Genomic DNA, 19,952 nt, shown 5'->3' with positions numbered 1-19,952 from the left:
CAAAACTCTATGACTATTTTGCCCAAATAGTGCAGCTATTAACCAGTCCCACTACACAGATACAATTCGCCATTGACAGAAATCAATATACCGAAAAATGCTTTCTATAAAGTGAGGATATCAGGGGGTAAACCTCATTTACCGGGAAACCCTCATTAAGTAATATTGCGCCAGCCAAATAAAAGCTAGTGAAGCGGCCTGAGGGCCGACCAGAATACGCGGGATGATTTGTGACTTATTTTCAAGTCTCAGTCAAATCCGCTAACATTGCCCAGCTTCCTCGAAGTACTGGAGCAAAGAACAATAAAGACTCGCGCCCTGTAGTTTCCTCTGGACTGCTCCCGATGTCTCCGCGGGTGTGAGATTACCGCGACAAGGAGAAAACCATGCACAACGCCAAGCGTAGCCTCGCAGCGGCCATTGCACTCGCAACAATGACAAGCTCTGCAGCTTTTGCTAAAGACACCGCCTTTTCCCAAGTTATCGCCTTTGGTGACAGTCTGACTGATGTTGGCAACTACGATGTGTTCACCAATGGTGGCGACGATCGTGAAGTAGCAATTAGTCTTTTATCCCAGAATCTCGGCTTGGGTGCAGTTACACCGTCTTGTGCAGGTATGCAATCTTCCTTTTGCCTACCCACCGTAGACCCCTCACTGAGTGCAGAGGATCTTGAAGCTTCCGTTACTGCTCAGATTGCTGCTGGCTTGAGCAATGCTGGTACAGGCTGGGCCGTAGGTGGACATAAAGCTGCTGATGTTCTGATGAATATCATCGGCCCCGACAACTATGCGGCCTACCTGCAAGCATATGGCCTGGAAGCTGACCCGAGCCGTCATAACCTGTTAAGCGCCCTGATGCCAACCACTGGTGACGAAGGCTTAACGCCCAGCTATCCAGACTCCCAACTGTTGGGTCAATTGCTAGTACAACAGGCCACAGCAGCCCAACTAGTAGCTGAAGCAGAAGCAGCTAAGGCTGAGGGAGATATGGCTACTTATGCCGAGCTGATGACCCAGGCCGCCGCTATGAGCGATGCCATCGAAGGCACCTTTGCTGGTCTTATCGCCACATCTGGAACCTCGGGCAACCCACATCCACTGGGAATGGGCTACCTGGAAAGCACTCTGGGAAGTGCTGATCACAACGCTCTTTATTGGGTAAACGGCGGTGGTAACGACTTGCTCAGCGGTTTCGAAGATGTCGTCGCTGGCACCTCAACCATCGAAGAAGTCACTGCGGACCTAGACGTTGCGTCAACTATGCTGGCAAGCGCAGCTGGCGCCCTGTCCGATGCAGGTGCCAATTACATCCTCGTATCCAATGTACCCGATGTCAGCAAAACTCCTGGCGTTTACGCTGCTGCATATGAAGCCGTTTACTCCAGCGACAATGCAGAGGCTCTGCAAGCTGCGGTTGATGCTGGACTGATGACCCAGGAAGATGCGGATGCCAAGCTGGCCACCGCCTTCGAAGAGATACTTTTCGAAGCAAGTACTACTTCTGAAACCTTCAACTCAGCACTGTTAGCTAAGGCCAAGGATATCGACGGCGTTCTGATGGTTGACCAAGCAGGTATCCTGAAAGTCGCCCTTAATAACCCGACCATCTTTGGTTTATCCTCCTCAGAGAACCAACTGTTCTGTTACGACGGCAGTGGCAACGACTGTATTGAGCACTCCGTTTATGGCATTAACGGCACCGACCCCGATGCAGACAAGCTGATCTTCAACGACAGTGTTCACCCCACTCAAATTGGTCAGGAAATCCTCGGTGACTACTACACCGCAATCGTGAATGCTGCTCAGGTTGCCGGTCAGCTGCCGGATATCGCAATCCAGGCTACTCGCACCCACACCAACAGCCTTGACGAGAGCTTGGCCAGTGTTCGTTACCGCACCGCTCAGACTGGCGTTTTCGCCGGTAGCTCCCTGGGTAACGTCGACTACGATACCGATTACACCGCCAATGTCAGGGGAGATGGCTATTCCAATATTCTCGGCCTGACTTACGCCGTGCGCGACAATGCGGAAATCGGTTTTGCAGTGAGCCGCTCCAATATTGATGTGGATAATTCACAGCTTGCTATCGACTCCACTTCAACCAACTACAGCGTCTTTGGCCGTATGCACTACGACATTTTCTTTGTCGAAAGTAACGCGACCCTGACCGATGTAGATTACGATGACGTCAGCCGCGCTGTCGCTCTGGGTGACACTTACAACGGCAACCTGACTGGCAATACGTCTGGCGAGAGCTTGTCCCTGGGAATTACAGCCGGTGCCAACCTACTCAGTAGTGAGACCTTCCAGTTCGGTCCATTTGTAAGCTTTACCAAGGTCACTACTGATGTAGACGGCTACACCGAAGACGCTATCGAGGGCTTCACTTATACCGACTTGAGCGGTAATGAGCTCGACCCTCTCGGCATGCACTACGGCGACCAAGAACGCCGTATTAGAAATATGCGTTTTGGTGCCTTCGCTAATAAGAGCTGGGATACCATTAACGCTTACGCCGAAATCTGGTACGAAGATAATAACGGCACAGAAGAAGACACCATTGAGGTTGGCGTGAAATCCATGGAAGGCAATATGAATGCCATGCCAAGCTACGCCAGTGTCGATGAGGGCATCTTCAACGGTGGCATGGGTATGATTGCCGGTATTCGCTGGCAAGCAGCTGACGCTATCGCTGTTAGCGCAACTGTCGCTTCCCGCCCAACGACTGAATCTGCCTCTGTCAATTTGACTTACCGCTTCTAAGCAACACTGTGCCCCCTTTCAGGGGGCACAGTCTCCCCCCTCCTTATTGATCTGCAAACACCAAAACTTTCCCACTCCACTTTGGCGTTGGAAAAACAGGGATTCTCATATGTTTAAGCTGGAGACTGACAATCTTATTATCCAAGAGATAAATGCAGAACAAGACAGTACCCTAATTCTGTCACTGCTCAACGACTCTGCGTTCCTACAAAATATTGGCGATCGTGGCGTGCGTACTAAGGAAGACGCCTACCAGTTTATCCTGAACGGCCCCGTTGCCATGTATCGGGAACACGGCTTTGGTATGTACAAGGTGTCCTTGAAAGATGGCACTGCTATAGGAATCTGCGGATTAGTCAAACGCGCAGGACTGGATGGTATCGATATCGGTTTTGCCTTTTTACCTGATTTTCGCGGCCGGGGCTTCGCTCTGGAATCGGCACAAGCTGTCATGCAATACGCGAGAGAGGAATTGGGCCTACGACGCATTCTCGCCATTGCACACCCCAGTAACACGCCCTCAATTAAGTTATTAAAGAAGCTGGGCTTAAGTGCTGAAAAAGAAATTGTGCTGCCCGGTGAAACGAAAACAGTATTGTTACTGGCTTGGCAGCAAGAAGTAATGGAGAAAAATTCCTATTCGGAATAAAGGTTATCCACCCAAAAACTATTTGCGATAACAGCTTTGCCTGTTCTTACAAAATAAAAATACCACACAGACCCTGTGGTTTTTCATTGACATGCAACCATGCTGGTCTAGTCTCCAACTTACTATTAAGGAGAGGACTGCCATGATTATCGCAACCGATATGCCAGAAGTCAGTCGATGTGCCGCCAGCCAATGTGCTTACAACGCCAACGATGCTTGCCACGCCAGGGCAATTACCATTGGTGACGGTGCCGATCCCGACTGTGATACTTTCTTCACCAACTCCCGTCATACAAGCAGCTCCCGTACCGCCGGTGTTGGAGCCTGTAAAATGGAAGACTGTAAATTTAATGATGACTTCGAGTGTTCAGCAGAGAGCATTCAAATTGGACTGATAGGCAAGTCCCAACACTGCCAGAGTTACACCCATTAGCAGTCCGCTAGAGACCCAATAAAAAAGCCCGGTTCAATATTTTCCGGGCTTTTTTTATTAATTGAAAGGCAATTAATTCACAGGCTCTAATGAGGCCTCTTTTGAGCTTTCGCCAACAGAGGCTCGCGGCTCCCATACAACCCCTTTGGTATCCACGTGCTGTTTAAATAAAGGCTGATAATTCGCTTCGAGTACCTTTCGCTTAATCTTCAAAGTCGGCGTGAGGAATTCATTAAGAGGTGTCCACTCTTCCTTGGTGATAAAGATAGCCTTAATTCGCTCATGTTGCGGTAACTTATCATTCACTGAAGTCAGTAGCTTCTGCAAATGCTCATTAACTTCCCCACGTGGTAATTTTTCAGCGGACTCGGAGATAGTCACCAGCATTACTGGCTGATCCATACCGTGTCCCAGAACACAGAGCTGGGCCAGCATTGTCTCATTACCAAAAAATCCTTCGAGTCGGCTGGGCTGAATAAACTTGCCTTTACTGGTCTTGAAGGTTTCTGAAATACGCCCGGTGATATGTACCAGACCGTCCTTATCAATAAATCCAGAATCACCCGTGTGGTAATAACCGTCCCGTATTACCTCCGCGGTTTTTTCCGGTTCAAGATAGTATCCCTTCATCAAGGAACCACTCTTAAAGAGTATCTCCCCTTCCTCAGAAATCTTAACTTCACAGCCGTGATAAGGCTTACCAACCGTCCCCGGCACAGGATCTTCCCCAGGTGGAGCAAAGCAGCCATAGATAAAGTTCTCCGTCATACCATAACCATCAGCCACCTTCATTCCCATACGGTGGTACCAGCGAAGCAACTCAATGGAAATGGGGGATGCACCACTAACCAATATTTCTGCATCATCCAACCCCAAACCACTGCGAACTTTCTTTCTCAGCCAGGTATTGATTCCGGGAATACGCAACAGCACTTCTTGCAGTGACGGCGGGATTTTTTCATCAATACCCTCTTTAAACTTGGTCCATAGCCGGGGAACCGAGAAGAACATCGTTGGGCGCGTACGCTTTAGGTCTTCTAAGAAAGTATCCAAAGACTCGGGGAAGTGAATTGGAGTGCCTGAATACAAGCAGTGGAATTCAACCAATATTCGCTCTGCCGCGTGGGCCAGGGGCAGATAAGAAAGAACACGGTCATTTTCATCCATGCCATAACCGCGAATCATATTTGGGGAGACAAAAACCACTGAAGACCAGCTATGCATAACCCCTTTTGGATTACCCGTGGTTCCGGAGGTATACATGATTGTAAAAATATCATCCAGATTAAAGATCGGCTTCTCCTCAAAGCGCTCACTACCTTTAATGAGAGCTTCCAGGTCCTGATCGCAACGAATCTCACAGCGCTGGATAGCGACCGAGGGCAGCATATCAGCAACTTCCTGTAGAGCGGCATTATTGTCGGTGGCCCCACAGAAAAGCATTTTCGATTCAGAGTGCTGCAAAACATAGGTCATTGAGGAGACAGATTGGCCAGGGTAAAGTGGCACGCTGATCATTCCCGCTAACATGATACCCACGTCCACGATGATCCAGTCCGCACAGTTTTTACCGTGAATAGCGATGCGATCACCGGGCTCATACTGGGCCCGTAAGTACCCAGCGATCCTGCGAGCCCGATCCATGACCTCACCCCAGGTATAATCCCGCCATTGACGCTGCTGCATCTGCCGAAGAAAGACCGTATCCGCCTGTTGCAACTCCCTTTGATATAGAAGCTCCAGGGGTTGCAGGTCCTTCACCATCTCGTACTTTTCTTCCGGGGTCATCGCTTGTCCTCTCTCATTATTGTGTTTTTTGTAATTTGGGTACTAAGTAGCAGGCTTTATTAGTGAAAATATCCTCAAAAAATCCTCAGTAAGATTGTAACCTTCTACACCATCAATAAAGTGGCACAGTGGCCCTACTGGCAGCAACTGCAACTTGAATGGCAGCCTGAATTTATTGTTATTCTTAATAGATAAACTTACTTTAGATTATTCTTCAGTGCAAAAGGGACTGAATAGTCAAAATGTTACCAGGATAAATTGGGCTTCCATCAAAAGCCCAATATATAAATTGCGAGGGAGGGACAGAATGCTGTACAGCATTCAGAATAAGCCAAATATTAAGCCTTCGTAAAAGTGCAAACCTTATTATTGAAAGTACTGACTTTGCTTATTATTTTCGTGAGGATCTAAATAGGCTCTAGGATGTAATCTGTTCTCTGGACAGACTGGCAGTTTCAATATTGAAGGTAGACATTAGTTGCCGTATTACAATTACCTGGTTCTTCAATATCAATTCTCACTTTTTTATCCGCTATCTTGGCAGAAAGAAGAACACTTAAAGCAATTTTAATATCGGTATTCTCAGGCTGAAATCTAAAACGATCGCAACCACACTCATTGGATGCGGAATTCACGTCCGCGTAAACCAGTGTTCCGCTACTGCCCAACCCTACTAACCCATTCAAACTGTTACCATTTTGAGTACACATTGCGAATGCATTTTGTGTGAAACCAAGGATGCTCACTACGAATATTAAACACTTACTCTTCATTTGAAAAAATTCAGCCCTAAAAGTGAAAACTCATTGAAAACTAACTGACAGTCTATTACTCAAGATAAACTCTAACTCCACTATTGCAATTATTCGGCTCAGCAAAATCCACTCTGACAGTATTCCCACTTACTTTTGCTGTCATAAGTACCGAAAGAACTTTATTGACATCGGCTGTACCCTCAATAAACCGTACAAATGTACAGCCACACTCATTACCTTCTGACTTAAGCGATGAAAATACTCTATCGCCTGTGCCCGAATCGGGTCCAACCAGCCCATCCAATTTATTGCCATATTGGGAGCACATTGTGGAGGCAGCAGAGGCGCCATATGAAAAAATAAGAAAACAGAAAAAAATAATAGACCGGAACATAATATATTCTTGACCTCAAAATAGTGACTGAATCCAGGAGAGAATCATTGTAGATAATAAAACTAAAAAAACACCGACATCAAAAATAAAAACTAACGATCACCTTCCTCCACCACTTTCTTTATTTCTTTCTCTAAGTCTTGATACCGCCCAATCGCCTCATAACATGATCCTGTTATCCATTTTCTCTCCCTTGCAAAATCCTCGTATAAAATAGGTTTACTCCTATTACAACTGACACCTCTAAATTTAACCACCTCCCCCCCAACAGAAAAAAGCTCAAATATACCTACAAGGTGCTCCGATACAACTTTATCCACACGACTTGCACCAAAGTCAGCGATAACACAATGCCTAAAAAAATCCTTAGAAGGCTCCATTAAAACGATAAGCTGCTGTTGATTCGGTGCGACCACGATAGAATTCAAATTAAGACCAACCTTAATTACCTCACCAGCTTTATACTTCCCCCTAAAGCTATTTTCTACTTTAAGATCATATACATAACTAAAACATGTCCCCACACCCGCTGGCTTTTCAACCGTGCCACTAACAACTTCCCCTTCTACAATATCGAATGACCTTGCGACAACCTCAGCTTCAGAGGCCTGAAATTGAATCTCAGATTCTGCAAATGCAGAACAGTTCAAAATAAAAAATAATGAAGCAATAAAAACTTTATTCATAATCACAAACCTCCAAAAGACCAGCCCTGCCAATTACACATCCCTGCTGACAAACACTTACTGTAACCCCGCAGATTCGATTGCAAATGAGCAACAGCATTATTCCCCATCTCAATACCAGCTCTATGTGAAAGTTCGTGGCCGACGGTTATGTAACCGTTCTCTAAAGGTGAAAATAGACCACTAATTTCCTGACCATCAGGCAGATACTTTCTCCCATGAAAACCCATTACACTCGTGCGATACAAAGTTATTGTGCCATTTACCTTCAAGCCAAAGAAATTCCGAGGGGCTGGGTTGACACCATTAACCCACCCTCTAGATCTTCCTTCAGATCGATCTGCTAACCACTCTTTAAACTCCGCGGCATTTTCGGTCTCGAAATAAGTAATATTTCCATCAGCATCCTTTTGCTTCCCTCTATACCAATCACGAAACTCAATATTTTTTTCACCCTTTGTAACCTGATTAAACCGCTCCTGTCGCTCTTCAGCAGTTCCTTCTGTTGAAAAATCAATTTCTCCTGAACCTGAACTTTCATCTAATTCAACTGAACCCACCAATTCGTAGAAAGCAGCAGTAGCGGCGCCATTGGCAAATTTGCCACCTGTAACCTCAGAAATAGTTCCACCAACAACAGCTTTTACAACCGTTCGTAAAGCTACTCCCGTAGAGCCTGATCCTCCAACACCATCAATTTTCCCAGAAACGCTCCGATTCACACCGGCGGAAACAAACCCATGTCCAAATTTTCCGCCTCCGAGCACACTGGTAATACCACCTGCTATGCCATAAGCAGAGAACTCAGCCACGCCTGCAAACGAGCCCAGCCCACCAAAGTCCATTTGCCCTACCGCTCCATAAGCAGCTGCACTTATGCCTCCAATCAAAGCCCCCTCTAGAACGTTCCCTCCATTAGCGGCAGCACTTGCTGCACCAGAAGCGGCTCCAAGGGCGACCATCTCCCAACCAAATTCTGCACAAGGTGCTCCGCAAATAATCCCCCCTACGACGGCTACTATGACTCCCACCCAATCTCTAAGCCTGAAGTAACCACTGGGATCGGTGGAATTCAGTGGGTTATTCCATATATACGCATAGCGATTATGAGACTGGCTGTAATCCGGCGACTGCACATAGGGGTCCGCCTGAAGGAAGCGGGCCAGGCGGGGATCGTAGATACGCCCGTTCATATGGACCAGTCCAACCTGATCCAACATCTCGTGGCCGGTATAGCCGCGGCTGGTTAAGCTGGATGAGAAGCCTGTAAGTTCATCACCCAATAAAGCACCCCAGTCTACAGCATTGCGCCTTTGCCCCCAGGCATCAAAGCTAAAGACCTGTTGATTTCCATTGCTGTCTTTAGCGATTTCCCCACTAATTTCGGTTATGACATCCAATGAGCCCAAGTGATCCGTATGCATATAACGGCTCTTGCGCTGCCCAGCAGAAATAATCACTAAGGCTCCACCAGGTAAATACCGCTTCACTTCGGTATTACCATCAGTGGTGACTTTTTCCACATTCCCAATATAGCGAGTTTCAGTTACCTGACCATCAGTAGCCGTATCTCTGCGGAGAAAACGTTTGCGCTCTGGACCATAAAGGAATGTGGTTTTATGGCCATCTTTAGTAATTTCGGTAGGCTTATCGAAAGTGCTATATACCAATGAGCGGCCACTGGAATCAGAGGTCATATTGCCATTGTCATCGTATTGGTAGCTGACACCATCACTGGTTTCACACACCGCATGAGGGCCCGCGCCGTTACTGCACTGCTCAGCATATTTATAAGTGCCAACATCTGATTTGAAGGTAATATTACCCAAATCATCGTAGTGCACATCTTGAGCATCGCGCCCTTGGATTTGGGATCGCTCTAGTCGATTCAAACCATCGTAACTAAAGCTTTCATGAAGATCCTTGTCACCACTGCGATCTTCCCGGTACTCCAGGTTACCCGCATCATCCCACTGATAACTTAGCTCCTGAATATTCCCAAGTCCGAGTACATGGGCGACTTTACCAGTAAGACGACCAGTGGCTGGATCAATGAAGTTTTGGGTTGTTATCCCATTCCCGTTCAAATATTCGGTGACATTACCGCGAGCATCCATGCTAATAACAGTATAAAACTGTTCCGCAGTGGCAAGGTTGAGTTGTTCAGCATCGATGACTTGCTCTAAATAACCATACTCATTGTACTTATGCTGGATCGCACTGCTCTCCCAGCTGCCATCACCGCCCGCATCAAACACCTGGAACACGCGGCCGTATTGATCGTAATTACTTCTCTCGTAGTGATCATCACCATCAGCAAAACTGGTGATCGTCTCTTGTGGGCGGCCTAAAGTATCGTAACCATGCAAGCGGATGTAACCACTATCCAAGGCTACCACTTCACGTAGGGCCCCCGCAGGTGTGCCATAAACATCCGCGGATACTTCGTTGTTATAACCCCACAGTGTAGTCTCAACAATTACACCAGCGCTATCTTTATCCGTGCGTTCCTTTAAGCGGCCAAGGCGGTCATAACGATTAATTACTACTTGGCCATTGGCATCAGTCTGTTCGAACAGCTCGCCATAAGCTGTGTACTTGTAACCCCACTCCCCCTTGTCGGGATCGGACATCTTTGTTTTACGTCCCAGCAGGTCATACTCCATACCTGTCACAATGTTGCGACTACCATCACCACGATTAAATACGAATCGGAGGTTACCCTGGGCATCGTATTGGAACTCTTGCACATTGCCCAAATTATCCTGGACTCGTACCTGATCACCCAACGCATTTTTTGTTGACCTGTGAACCTGGCCTTTAGCATTTATAGATGAGCTCGTATAACCATCATACTCCACAGCAACATCGTAGCCAGTGCCATTAACCCCTAAAACTCCGGGTAAGTCGGTTCCGATGATACGCCCAATCAAGTCGTAATATTGTGTAGTCCAGTAACGAGAATGCCCCTGGGAATAAGGCTGGCTTTGATGCTTAACCCGCCCCAGTTGGTCATACTGCATATCGACAAAGTTCCACCCGCCGTCAAAAGCGCGAGCGGCGGTACGAATTTTCCGCGCCAGCATATCGAAGCAAGTAACAGATTCACCACCGCCGCCGACACGTTCGGTAACTTGGTAAACAGCAGATGCTGGGCACTGAGCACCAGCATGGCCCAGCATCACTATTTTGTGTGAGCCTGTAGCACTATATTCCAATAATCGCTGGCCAAACCTATCGTAAAGGAATGATGTAGGCACACCCGAAATATTCTCAACCAGAGTCGGCTGACCATATTCATTGCGCTCCAATACTAGGGATGTAGTTTGCCCATAAACATTTTCTTCCCTATCTACAAAGCGCCCACTGACATCGTAAATCCAGTGCTGGAAACGGCTCTCTTCATTCGCAGCAGACTGCTGCGAGAATATTTTGTTACCGAACTGGTCATAATCATAGAGAGTAGTGAATCGCAAGTCATCGGAGAGCGGCTCGATGATCTCCTCTTTTAAGAGCCCTGCTTTATACCCATTTTCATAGTAACTAAATTCGCTATATCGAACCGCAGAATCATTCTCTCCTCCCTCAAAACGATTATGAGTGACTCTGGCAGAGACAAGGCGCCCTAGTTCCTCATACTCATTCAATTGGTGATCAGGGTTAACGAAGTTAACTCGTCGACCAGAACCATAATCATTTTCGGTGTCGGTAATGTAGTTATCACCATTAGCGGCCTCGGTATTTACCGTAAGCCTGGTGACATTACCATGCATGTCCTGCTCCGTATGGGTGGTAACAGTTTTGAGATGTTCCCCCTGAGCTTGACCGTTCGCTCTTAAGGCGTAACTGGATTCGATAGTTTGGGAAATATAAGGTTTTAACGGGCCTAAAGAGACAGTTCCTTCGCTTCTAGCAGTCTCAGGCCAAGAATCCTCCATCCCCAGAATATCCCAGGTATTATCCGCTTCACTTAGTAGAGCGCCATCACTAGTACGCTGCTTTGTACGTAGAGGCATACCGATGAAGGGAAAGTCCTGCCTATAGGTGGTGGTCGTGGTTACGCCGGTTTGCTCATCTAAAGTCTGGATAGACTCAAACCCCAGATGGCCCCTTCCGCCCGCTTGTAGGAGAGCATTTCCGTAGAAATAGCGAATTCCACTAGTTGCAAGATTGTCAACCGTACCGGGTTGGTGACCCGCAGCGGGAGTCGAACTTTCAATGCGAGTCACCAGGAATTGGTTACCCATTAACGGCATAACGACATTGGTTTTCCCAAGGGTTAAAGAGTGTTGCCAATCAGAATTAAGGGCTTGATAGAACTCGCTGCTACTAGCAACCTTATTAGTTAAACACCAGTCCTCCACATTACTGTCAGAATTTGAAACTCGAGAACAATAACCAGAAAGGGCTACACCGATTCCCAGCTGGGCGTAGTGGCCAGAGGTATTTGTTGCACTGTAGGTAATATAAGTTTCAGCCCCAAGACCATTAGTTATCTTAGAAATAACATTAGGGGCAACCTGGCTCTCCTCAGCATGATAGATATAGAGGTAATCATCATGGAATTCGAGATAATCTGTCCTCCCATCCCCATTCATATCTAGGAATATATCCTTACCACCAACCCGGGAACTATTCACACGCTTGAAAGTTTCAGGCTCAGAGAAGTTATTGGTACGGCTTTGCCAGCGACGGAAAACTAACTTTTCACTAGCCCCATCTTCCTCTCGCCAAAGCACATCAAGGTCACCATCACCTTCGTAATCAAACCAGCTGAACGATAAGTTTTTATTTAATGTACCGAGGTTAACCTCCGAATTGAAACCATCGCCAGTATTTATTCGATATTTATAGTTTTCTCCATTTCGTGTAATTAGGTCTAGCAAGCCATCACTATTAACATCGACCACCTGCAGCGACTGCTTAAGGCTCCCATGTCTTTCAAGTGCTGTGGTTTCATATTCTTTATTTTCTTTATTTGGCCAGGACGCCTGCACGAAATCCAACAATTTACCATCAATAAACAGGTTATCCCCATCAATGGATGCATAGTAAACCCGAGTATGTTGATTGGACAAAATGAGGGTTTCATCTCTACCTGAAGAAAAGTCGAAATTAGTTAAATCAACTTCCCAAGTCTGCTTAGTATCAACAAAAACAAGGTCTACCCGACCATCATTATTGAAATCTCCTACTGCACCTGGATCCAGATACAACTCTGTACTTTCGTATTTACTGTCAAGTTCACCCCAAGACGGTAGTCCACTAATCGTCCAGCTCCTTTTATTACCATACTTATAGTAATTGGCTGAAGAATTAGGTTTGGAGCTATCGGGCTCGAGTAACTGATATCCAGTGGCAGATACCGCATCGGCAAGTCCATCGCCATTGATATCTATGAAGCGCGCATCCTCTTCATAAACAGGCAAGTCGATAGGCGGAATACTGGATGAAGGAAGGTTCCAAACTCCAGCTGAACTCGGTTGAGACTGGTGAACTACCCAGTGGCCACGCTCTCTCACATAGATAGCCAAATCGGAGCGCCCGTCCGCATTATAGTCAATCATGCTCCACTGATAAGGCGTATCAACATCCTCTTGGTACTTATAGGCTAATCTTTCTCTTGTAAATGAATCACCAGAAGCTAGTACATACTTGAAATATTGATCATGGATCCTTCCATCGGGATCCCAATCTGGTTCCAACCAAATGATATCCAGTAAACCATCGCCATTGATATCCGCGGGTTGGGGAGAAATGGCTGCGCGATCTAATTGTTTGCTCAGCTGCAGCGTGTCTGAGTACTGAGGATTATGCATAATGGAAGGCAGATGCCATTCAAAGGCTGTATCCGGCCTACAAATATTGCCTGCACATTCCCGTATATACTCAATTCGACTCAGGTGATCATAACCACTGTCTAGATAATCAATCTCATACCGATGCAAGGCATCACTTTCGCTACCAAATATTTCAATGCCGGTCATTCGCTTTTTAACTGATAACAGGGAGCCCGCAAAATAGCCGTTGATCACGTCCATACGATCATCATAAGTAAAAGAGACTCGGGCCTCAGCTACTGCTCCCGCCCCATAGGCATAGCGTATCTCCCGTATACGATGACCACCATCATTTGCATAAATATAATTTATACCATTACCCGCACTATCTTCCGTACGGCTAATTGCCCAAGTTGAAGTACCTTTTCCAGAAATAGTTTGTTGTGATTTATTACCGTCACCGAAATAACTTATCGATCCGTCTTTGCTTTCAACCGTAAAGTAGCTGGGGTGGCCTGCTGTCCCTCCTTTAGCGGTAACTAAAACATAGGTATCTATTTCAGTTCGGTACTGTGATCCAGGTTTTCCATAACTTCCCTCAACCAATACCAGACGGCGCCCATTCAAGCAGAATCGGTCATCTTTGCTCCACGAAACCGCTGCACCCTTACCATCCTGGTCCAGGGTTTTATTACACCGGCTAATAGAAGACAGCCCTGATAAGCTCCACCCCTGCCCTAAAAGCCCATTGCCTGATCGACTGGAGTAGCTTAGAGCAAGCTCTGGCGCGACACCGGCGGTGCCCACAGGAACACTTAGGGGAATAGAATAAGTCGCAGCGCCTGTCTCATTGACCCTGAAGTTACCAGATAATGCACCTATTGATTCTGATGTCTTTATCTCGCTTGCAGATAATTGAGGAATATCTGCTGGGGTTGGTGGTTGATCAACGACTCCATTGTAACAACCAGCATCACATGGGCTCAGATTACCTGCAAATGCTTTGCCATTAGTAATTCCATCGCCATCTGGGTCATCGGAGCTATCGTAATCCGTACTCCCGAGAAAGAGTATTTCCCACCAGTCAGGGAGCCCGTCCGAGTCACAATCGCGAGTATATTCATCTCCTTCGTCACAGGTTGTTACTGCCCAGCTGTAATCCTGTTCATAAAGGTAATCAAAGCTATAGTTTAAAAGAGTATTGGTGGCATAACTAAATTCAAGAGACTGCGTTAATAGCACCGCTATTTGCTCACGAGAATAGCCACCAGATAACATATCCAACAGCATCGTACGGCTATACGTTACCCCACCCCAGGTTATCTGCGGAGCTCCCTGACCGGGAAAAATTCTTTCATATAGAGTGTCTATAAATTTAGTGTTACTTAATGCTGGAGTATAAATACTACGACCCGTATCCGAATTAAGAAAAGCTCTGGCAATGTCGACTTGCGTATAGTCGCCACTCAATAGCTGATAAGTCCAGAAAGTTAGTACCTTTCTATTCATTGCTAGTGGTGGCTGTAAAAGGCCTCGATAAAGTCTTGCAACGGTAAGAAATTCAGGCAATTGGGCGATATTTGGATTCCAATTGCCGATCTCTTCCCATATCAAAGAGTCATCAACGCTATCCCAGACCAGCTTTCCAGGCCCCTGGTTACTGCGAGGAATTGCAAAAACTTGATTACTGTCTACTGTGGTGAAGTACAGAGTATCATTGCCGGCAAGGACTGGCGTTTCCGCAATGCCGCCATCAGCAGGGAACGCCCATTTTATGCTCCCATTAGGTGCATTCACGGCATAGAGCACACCATCCATAGAACCAAAGTAAAGCACGCGGCTATCATCAATCACAACAGAGGAGACGATCTCTCCCCCCGTTTCTAAGCGCCACTTTTGAATAGCCCAAGGAGTTACCGCATAGAGACTGTGGTCTAAAGATCCAACATAAATCGTTCCATCCGTTCCATCAATCCGTGGGCTCGCTTTAATAATTCCTCCAGTAGTAAAAGGCCACTCTGGAAGAACGGAGCCGTCCTCAGTGTTCAAGGCATATAGCTTTTCATCCGCACCGACATATAGGGTGCCATCCGGGGAAAGGGTTGGGGCCGACTGACTCTCACCAATAATCTCTGTAGCTTTATCTCCATAAACAGTTATACCCCCTTTGGCACTATTAGGGTTAACAGCTGTTACTCGGACACCAAGCTCGAACAGGCCTTTATAAAGCTCCATCTCAGGAACTATTGCAAGCTCAAACTCTGTAGAGGATTGCCAGTTGAGATCTTTAGCAGAAATAGACAAGTCAAATAGCTTGGAATGTATCGCGCTCAACAGGATCGAGCCCTCCGGGTCCAGCCCGTTAACAGAAAGTGAGATACATTGACCGTCGCATGAGACAGCTGCCGCTGAAAAATAGGGTGGAACTACTGTTAATGTGACTATCTCCCCTGGTTCGCTACACCCTATGACATTACATGCCATAACTTGATAGCTATAAACTCCTGAGCTCTTACGCTCTACAGAAAAACTGTTGGAAAGGCTATTGGAGGAAAGTACAGTCCATTTTCCAGAGGTCTCTAGCCCTCCTGATTTTTCCTGTAATACATAATAAGTCGGCCTTGCGCCCCCTTCCTGTTGGTTAAACGCGTCCCATTGTAACTGGTAGTTACTTGTGAAGAGAGCTTCATTTCCCGCAGGGACAGCTACAAGTTTTTGGGGGGATTTAGGACTTTCTTTAACTACTTCTATTGATGTTTCTGGGCTAGGTTGAGAGCTACAACCAGCCCTATTGCAAGCATATACTCGATACTTATAAGTGCCCGCACCTTGATTGGGCATGTATTGCCCGGTAGTTTTATTGTTCGCCAAAGGAATTGACTTGAATACGCCGTCAACCCCTACCTTTAATTGTTCAAGAACATAATATTCACCAGCGTCGCTCCAATTGACGGTGTAAGACCCTGTAGTATTTTCTGGAACTGGAGCAGTATATCCATCAATAGTTAAACTGTTGGGCGGAGCTGGCGGGTCTAGTGCTTTTACACTAGCGATTACTGGATTGGAAGTCTTAGACAATCCCTCATTATCCGTAACAACTATCGATAGTAAATGATTCCCATCTGGCACATCATTCCAATTAGCCGTATATGGTGAAGTTCTATCAATACCTAAACTGGATCCGCCGACAAAAAACTCAACTGATGCCACACTTCCATCATTGTCAGAGGCAGTTGCAGTTAATACAACGTTATCATATTGAGTAATAGAGGATGGCAGACTATTTAGCCAGCCAACAGGCTGTTCATTATCTAGAATAGATATTTTTACTGTATTCGTATCGTTTATCGAATTTTTCAGCCCAAGGGTATCTTTAGCTACAGCCCAAATATAGATATTTTCCCCCGAAATAGAGTTTGCAGGCCAATTAATACGGTAACAGCCATTACAATCACCATTATCAGAGGTACTATATCCTAACGAAGCTGGTTTGCTACCGGAGCTGCTCGCACTACGAAAAAACTCTACCTGGTTAATACCGTTATAGTCTGATGCAGTGGCGTAAATGGTTTTTATATCACCTGGCCGGTAGGTCTTGCCGTGAGTTGGAGCCTGTAATTTAACTGTCGGCTTCTCATTAGTTCTTACTTTTACGGCCCGAGGATCACTCCACTCATTACTACATTGATTGAGCTCATTACACCCCTTAACTTTATAGTAATAAGTAGTTGAAGCAGGTTTTTTAGAGGGGGTATAACTATAAGTGTTTTTGTTTACTGTGATATATTTTGGGCTGGAGGTAACACCATCTCGTTTATAGTACTCCTGTATTTTATAAGTATTAACATCCCCAGAAGGCTTAGCCCATTTAATAGTGAATACACCATCGGCGGCCTCTTTTTCACCAGTAGCTGAGGTAATTGTAACTTTCCCTGGCCTTTCCGGAATATCAACCGTTACGGCTTCAACAGGAGTTGTCCAATAGTCTATCGGATCTGCTCCTATACCCGGACCAGTCGACATTCTGAACTTAAATTTATACGTTTTATTAACATTCCGGGTAATAGTGGCAGCTAAGATTGTCTGCTTCCCAGATTGGCCGAAGGTGTTTGGATTACAATCAATCTCAGCAAGATAAGGAAAACCGGGCCCTTGGTTTTCTGGTATTCTATACCAACTTCCCCCTCCGTCCGTACTTTGATAAATCTCGCACGGGGTAGATATAACTTTTCCATCATCTCTCATACTCGGCCAAAATAGATGACCTGAATGGTAACCATTCGATTCAGTTACAACCTTTAGATTTATTTTTCCGTCTTTACTTACGGAATTTGGAGTGACACTAAAAGTCACATCTATATTTTCAAAATAATCACGGTAGTCATTTGAAAACCACTGAATCGCCCAAACTTTAGCTGAACAAGAAAGAAATAATAAAGCGAGAAATATAGAGCTAACTATTGATCTAACTCTACAGAGTAATCCCCAAAAAGACATAACAAACCGTTCCATATGCAAGACGACTGGCAGACTACATTGCACTATCGTTCATTATAAATAATTCACTACACCCACCATCCGTTACATTAAAGACAGTGGTTAAAGCCATTTCTCGACTTTCTTATTCCTCTTTACCAATATCACTTTTCCAAAGTAAAGTGCCATTAGTCTGAGATTGCGCATTATTTGAAGGGCTCTGGCCGGATAACGACTGAGAACTACGCATCATTAACAAGGGCGATGGAAGCAAACTCAATGCATATACATTATGGGAGTTGCTGTGCACATAGAGAGTCGCACCATCCCGACTCAAGGCAGGTGTTGCACTTACAGTCTCGCCTTCGGGCAACTGATAACTCCACTGCTCTTGACCATCTACAGTATTAAATCCATATACCGAACCATCATATGTCGCAGCATATACAACTGTACCTGTGGAATTAAGAACCGGCCCCCCAATAACTGCTGACTCAGTCCTTGATGTCCACCGGGTGGTTTTATCTCCATCAAGAGCTGCTACAGTTCCCCCAGTTGAATTGCTGGTGCCTATAAATATGGTACTTCCTTGTATAGCGCCCTTATTCATCACCACACCGACATCTTTCAGCGTCCAATCAAGATCACCTTTAGGTGAGAAACGATAATAATTATTATCAAAGGCTCCCAAAAAAACAGCTCCACTTTCTGAAACAGTGAGTGAAGTACTAATCGCTTCAGCTACTTGATCAAGAGGAGATTCTCCCCACTGGTTTTGTGGCGTAAATGCACCTACTTTAACTTGAACATTTGCACTTGACTTACCTCCGGGTCCCGTAGCCACTACGGTATAGGTAGTCGAGAAGTTTGGCGCCACCCTCGCATTACCCTCAGCAGGTAATCGGGAAAAAGAAAAGTCATCAGCATTGTTAGTAAGACTAACTGATGTGGCACCGGATGTTATCCAGCTCAACCCCACACTATCACCAGCACGAGAGATTTTTTCAGGCAATGCCGTAAATGCACTAATTTTAACGGACGGATAACTTTTTCCGCTAAATGGATTACTACCAGCTGCTATCTCATCAATGTCACTGATACCATCAAAATCAGAATCAATTTGAGATGGAGCACACCCTAAACTATTCGCGGTTTCATCTAGGGAAGTTGAAGAACAGAAATCTTCAGAATTAGCGATTCCATCTTCATCGCTATCAAGCGCAACTGAGATAACACTTCGAGCAAGCTGTGTATCAGACTTAAAAAGGACAGCCTCTATATCTGTCCATTTATGTCCTATCGGCTTTGTTAAATCGCATTTACCAACCTTTGTATCAGGATCGAAGCTACAAGACTCTGCGCTTCCGTTACCAATGCTGACTGTTAATTTTGCACCAGTTAAATCTAGACTTGAGTTAGCTCTCAGCCGCAAAGAGGGCTTATCGGTTACAACCAGAGCTTTATGGGCTGGGGATTCAAAAAACAAACCATCTTCGATAGCGTTTTCTAGTGGTTTAGGTTCTTCTACGGGATCATAAGGAGAGTCAAGTAGCATGTTAATCGCAGGCAAAATAAGTAGAAATTCATCTACATTTGAAATTCCATCGTTATCGCTATCCAACTGCACGGGGCTACAACCATCGACATCTACGACCTCAGTATCAATAGTATTCGTACATTTATCTAAATGATCTGCAATACCATCACGGTCTTCGTCTACGGCAACAGATATTGCTGCTTTGGAAACCAGGCTTCCATCACTATACAAACTCACATCAATAGCCTGCCAGCCATCGTCAAGACTTACTGTAAGTGAACAAAGCCCTATATTTTCATTCAAATCGATCAGACATAAGCTCTCTACTCCACGCCCCTGACTTATTTTAAGCTCAAGATTTGATAGATTTTGAACGTTAGCAAGTGAAACTTCGACATCAGGAAACCTATCTGGAACTAGCGTATCATTACCTGGAGCATCTATTGATACAGATGCAGTTGTGGCTGCAACAATAGGGCAGGGAGAAAACACAATGAAGAAAGAGAAGAAAATAGAAACTACTTTAGCTTCCATTTTATGAAGAGGCTCAGCGAGCGATCCAACCATTTTTTCATCCTTGATGATGGCCAGATTTTTCGCGAATCGAAAGATTACACTTTTAGCATCCCGACCAAAAACTGCAACAACCAACTACAGAAAAAACCACTTCCTTATTCGTGAGCATTTTC

The 19,952-nt window shown here is 45.6% G+C and carries 7 protein-coding genes; 3 read left to right on the top strand and 4 right to left on the bottom strand.

Annotated features, from left to right (window positions below):
• Window positions 1–386 precede the first annotated feature (386 nt).
• The 3 genes from ACJJI5_RS06025 to ACJJI5_RS06015 all read left to right on the top strand — a co-directional run bounded on the left by ACJJI5_RS06025 (window position 387) and on the right by ACJJI5_RS06015 (window position 3,847).
• Window positions 387–2,765 (top strand): autotransporter domain-containing protein, encoded by a 2,379-nt coding sequence (locus ACJJI5_RS06025; protein WP_445355796.1) that lies wholly within the window; start codon window positions 387–389, stop codon window positions 2,763–2,765.
• 109 nt (window positions 2,766–2,874) lie between these two features.
• Window positions 2,875–3,414, top strand: coding sequence for a GNAT family N-acetyltransferase (locus ACJJI5_RS06020; protein WP_445355795.1), 540 nt, complete (start codon window positions 2,875–2,877; stop codon window positions 3,412–3,414).
• 142 nt (window positions 3,415–3,556) lie between these two features.
• Entirely contained in the window at window positions 3,557–3,847 is a 291-nt protein-coding gene (locus ACJJI5_RS06015; RefSeq protein ID WP_444896253.1) for a DUF1540 domain-containing protein, read from the top strand.
• Window positions 3,848–3,919: 72 nt separating this feature from the next.
• Here the strand turns inward: ACJJI5_RS06015 and ACJJI5_RS06010 are convergent, their stop codons facing one another.
• The 4 genes from ACJJI5_RS06010 to ACJJI5_RS05995 form a co-directional block, all read right to left on the bottom strand.
• On the bottom strand, window positions 3,920–5,635 hold the full coding sequence (locus ACJJI5_RS06010) for an AMP-binding protein (RefSeq protein WP_445355794.1): 1,716 nt from the start codon (window positions 5,633–5,635) through the stop codon (window positions 3,920–3,922).
• Between the two features lie 1,241 nt (window positions 5,636–6,876).
• Complete coding sequence (locus tag ACJJI5_RS06005; RefSeq protein WP_445355793.1) at window positions 6,877–7,470, bottom strand: hypothetical protein; 594 nt, start codon at window positions 7,468–7,470, stop codon at window positions 6,877–6,879.
• Window positions 7,471–7,472: 2 nt separating this feature from the next.
• Window positions 7,473–17,273 carry an Ig-like domain-containing protein gene (locus ACJJI5_RS06000; RefSeq protein WP_445355792.1) on the bottom strand — a complete coding sequence of 3,267 codons (9,801 nt, stop codon included), beginning with the start codon at window positions 17,271–17,273 and terminating at the stop codon, window positions 7,473–7,475.
• Between the two features lie 598 nt (window positions 17,274–17,871).
• Complete coding sequence (locus ACJJI5_RS05995) at window positions 17,872–19,914, bottom strand: BamB-related PQQ repeat family beta-propellar protein (protein ID WP_445355791.1); 2,043 nt, start codon at window positions 19,912–19,914, stop codon at window positions 17,872–17,874.
• Window positions 19,915–19,952 lie beyond the last annotated feature (38 nt).

It is taken from the genome of Microbulbifer maximicatervae (SeqCode), from assembly GCF_052467955.1.
This window is presented reverse-complemented; position numbering and strand designations above follow the sequence as displayed.